The sequence below is a fragment of the Corallococcus sicarius genome, assembly GCF_003611735.1.
Classification (GTDB): domain Bacteria; phylum Myxococcota; class Myxococcia; order Myxococcales; family Myxococcaceae; genus Corallococcus; species Corallococcus sicarius.
The window spans coordinates 1-3,954 of sequence record NZ_RAWG01000521.1 but is presented as its reverse complement, the minus strand read 5'-3'; the positions used below and the strand labels follow the sequence as shown (position 1 = coordinate 3,954).

The 3,954-nt window shown below is 69.5% G+C and carries 1 protein-coding gene; it reads right to left on the bottom strand.

Annotation, left to right across the window (positions count from 1 at the left end):
* A partial coding sequence (locus D7X12_RS40005; RefSeq protein WP_120630382.1) for a non-ribosomal peptide synthetase occupies positions 1–3,954 on the bottom strand: 3,954 nt, incomplete at both ends.

Genomic DNA, 3,954 nt, shown 5'->3' with positions numbered 1-3,954 from the left:
GCGGATTCCATTCGACGAGGAGTCGCTGGCGTTCCGCGTCGGTGAGCAGCGGCAGGTCCGCGAGCCGGGTGTCCGGCTTCGTGGCGATGGCCTCCAGCAACACGCCCAGGTGGCCGGCCATGCGCTGGAGGGTCGAGGCCTCGAAGAGGTCCGTGGCGTACTCGAAGACGCCGACCAGACCCGCGGGGGACTCACTCAGCGCCAGGGTGAGGTCGAACTTGGCGAAGTGCGCTTCCAGCGGCAGCGGCTGGAAGGACAGGCCCGGCACACTCAGCGCTTGGGTGGGCGTGTTCTGCAGGATGAACATCGCCTGGAAGAGCGGCCCGCGGCTCAGGTCGCGCGTGGGCTGCAGCGCTTCGACGAGCTTCTCGAAGGGCAGGTGCTGGTGCTCATAGGCGGCGAGGGTCGTGCCTCGGACCTGGGCGAGCAGCTCCCGGAATGTCGCCTGGGGCTTCACGTGCGCGCGCAACACCAGCGTGTTGACGAAGAATCCGATGAGGCCCTCCGTCTCTGCCTGGGTGCGGCCAGCGATGGGGGACCCCACGCTGATGTCATCCTGCGCGGTGTAGCGCGACAGCAGCACCTGGAAGGCCGCGAGCAGCGTCATGAAGGGCGTGGTGCCCTCGCGCTGGGACAGGGCCTTGAGTGCGTCCGAGACCTGCGCGGGAATCTGCAGCCCGAACGTGGCGCCGCGGTGCGACTGCACGGGCGGACGTGGATGGTCCGTGGGCAGCTCCAGCGCGGCGGGTGCTCCCGTGAGCTGCTGCTTCCAGTAGCCCATCTGTGCGTCCAGCGCTTCACCCCGGAGCCATTCGCGCTGCCACGTCGCGAAGTCCGCGTACTGCACGGGCAGGGGCGTGAGGCTGGGCGTGCTGCCCGTGCTGAACGCCGCGTAGAAGGCGGCCACCTCACGGACGAGGACGCCCATGGACCAGCCGTCGGAGACGACGTGGTGCATCGTCACCAGCAGCAGGTGCTCCTCCTCGCCCAGGCGCACCAACGTGCTGCGCAGTAGCGGGCCGGTGGAGAGCTGGAACGGCTGGCGTGCCTCCTCGGCGGCACGTTGTCGGGCTTCCGCGTTGCGTTGTGCTTCGGGCAGGGTGGAGAGGTCGATGACGGGCAGCGTCCAGCCACTCGGGGCGTGGATCCTCTGCGTGGGCTGGCCCAGGTGCTCTTGGAAGGTGGTGCGCAGGGCCTCGTGGCGCTGGACGAGGGCCTCGAAGGCGCGGCGCAGGGCTTCCACCTCCAGACGTCCCGTGAGGCGGAGCGCGGCAGGCAGGTTGTAGGACGCATCCCCCGGCTGGAGCTGATCCAGCAGCCAGAGGCGCTGCTGCGCGAAGGACAGTGGAAGCGGGCCCTCATGCGAAATGCGCGTGAGCGCAGGGGCGCTGGAACTGGTGAGCCCGGCCATGCGCCCGGCCAGCCCTTCCACGGTGGGTGACTCGAAGAGCGCGCGCAGGGGCAACTCCACGCTCAACTCCGCGCGAACGCGTGACACCACCTGGGTGGCGAGCAGTGAGTGGCCGCCCAACTCGAAGAAGGAGTCCCGGACGCCCACCTGCGGCAGCCGGAGCACCTCGGCCCAGATGGCCGCGAGCTTCGCTTCCGTCTGCGTGCGCGGTGCGAGGTAGGTGCTCCCAGACTGGAGCGCCTCGGGCTCCGGCAGGGCCTTGCGGTCCACCTTGCCGTTGGCGTTGAGGGGCAGGGCGTCCAGCACCACCATGGTGCCGGGCACCATGTACTCGGGGAGGCCCTGACGCAGTTGGGCTTTGAGCGCTTCGGCTTCGAGGGTGACGCCCGCCTTCGCGACGACATAGGCGACGAGCCGCTTGTCCGCGGCTTCACCCTTCGCCACCACCACCGCATCCTTGATCGACGTCGCACGACGAAGAGCGGACTCCACCTCGCCCAACTCGATGCGGAAGCCGCGCACCTTCACCTGGAAGTCGATGCGGCCGAGGTACTCCAGCCGCCCGTCCTCGCGGTACCGGACACGGTCGCCGGTGCGATACATGCGGCCACCCGGAGGCCCGTAGGGTTCCGGGACGAAGCGCTCCGCCGTCAGGTCTGGCCGCAGCAGGTAGCCCCGCGCCTGGCCTTCACCCGCGAGGTAAAGCTCACCGGCGACGCCCACCGGGACCGGCTGGAGCGTGGCGTCGAGGACGTAGGCGCGCGTGGCAGGCAGAGGCCGACCGATGAGCGGCGCTTCCTCGCGCCCCACCAGCGAGCCAGTCGAGTACGTGGTGTCCTCGGACGGGCCGTAGAGGTTGTAGAGCTTGCGCACGGAGGGCAGGCCGTACACCTGCTTCGCCAACGTGTCCGGCAGCGCTTCGCCCGCGAGGTTGATGACTCCCGCAGTGGGGGGGACCGCGCCCAGGCGCACCAGTTGGGCCATGGCGGAGGGCACGGTGTTGATGAGCGTCACCTCCGACGCGGTGGGCAGCTCCGCCAGGTGCAAGGCATTGCGTGCCACCACTACGGCGCCTCCGCTGGAGAGCGGCGCGAACAGCTCGAACACCGAGAGGTCGAAGTTGAGGCTCGTCGCGGCGAGCACACCCTTGAGCTCTTCAGGCGAGTACGTCGCCAGGGCCCAGTGCAGGAAGGCCACGGCGTTGCCCTGCGTAATGGCAACGCCCTTGGGACGGCCCGTGCTGCCCGAGGTGTAGATGAGGTAGGCGAGGTGGCCCGGGAGCACGTCCACCGTAGGGGCCGTGGTGGGCTGACGTGCCAGTTCCGCGTCCGTGTCCAGGCACACCGGCGTGGCGGAATGCTCCGGCAACGCCGACAGCAGGTGCGAGTGCGCTACCAGCGCCGGGCCCTGAGCGTCCTCCAGCAGCCAACCCAGGCGCTCGCGTGGGTAGCTGGGATCCAATGGCACATAGGCACCGCCGGCCTTGAGGATGCCCAGCGCCCCGATGACGAGGTCTTCCGTGCGTTCCACGCACAGGCCTACGCGCACTTCCGGCCCCACACCGAGGCCCCGCAGTCGGTGCGCGAGCTGATTGGATCGTGCTTCCAGCTCACGGTACGTCAGCCGGCGCTCCGGAGTGATGACGGCCACGGCATCCGGCGTACGGCGTACCTGCGCCTCCACCATCGCGGCAATGCTGGGCTCGCGCTCCGTCTCAGGGGCGCGCGGGTTCCATTCGACGAGGAGTTGCTGGCGTTCCGCGTCGGTGAGCAGCGGCAGGTCCGCGAGGCGGGTGTCCGGCTTCGTGGCGATGGCCTCCAACAACACGCCCAGGTGGCCGGCCATTCGCTCGAGGGTCGAGGCCTCGAAGAGGTCCGTGGCGTACTCGAAAACGCCGACCAGACCCGCGGGGGACTCCCTCAGCGCCAGGGTGAGGTCGAACTTGGCGAAGTGCGCTTCCAGCGGCAGCGGCTGGAAGGACAGGCCCGGCACGCTCAGCGCTTCGGTGGGCGTGTTCTGCAGGATGAACATCGCCTGGAAGAGCGGCCCGCGGCTCAAGTCGCGCGTGGGCTGCAGGGCTTCGACGAGCTTCTCGAAGGGCAGGTGCTGGTGCTCGTAGGCCGCGAGCGTGGTGCCTCGCACCTGGGCCAGCAACTCGCGGAACGTGTTCCGTGGGTTCAATCGGGAGCGGAACACGAGCGTGTTGACGAAGAAGCCGATGAGGCCCTCCGTCTCCGCCTGGGTGCGTCCCGCGATGGGGGACCCCACGCTGATGTCATCCTGGGCGGTGTAGCGAGACAGGAGCACCTGGAAGGCGGCCAGCAAGGCCATGAAGGGCGTGGTGCCCTCCTGCTTCGCCAGGGCCGTGAGGGCATCCGAAACCTGCGCGGGAATCTGCACGCCGACCGTGGCGCCCCGGTGCGACTGCACGGGCGGGCGCGGCCGGTCGGTGGGCAGCTCCAGCGCGGCCGGTGCTCCCGTGAGCTGCTGCTTCCAGTAGCCCATCTGTGCTTCCAGGGCCTCACCCTGGAGCCATTCGCGCT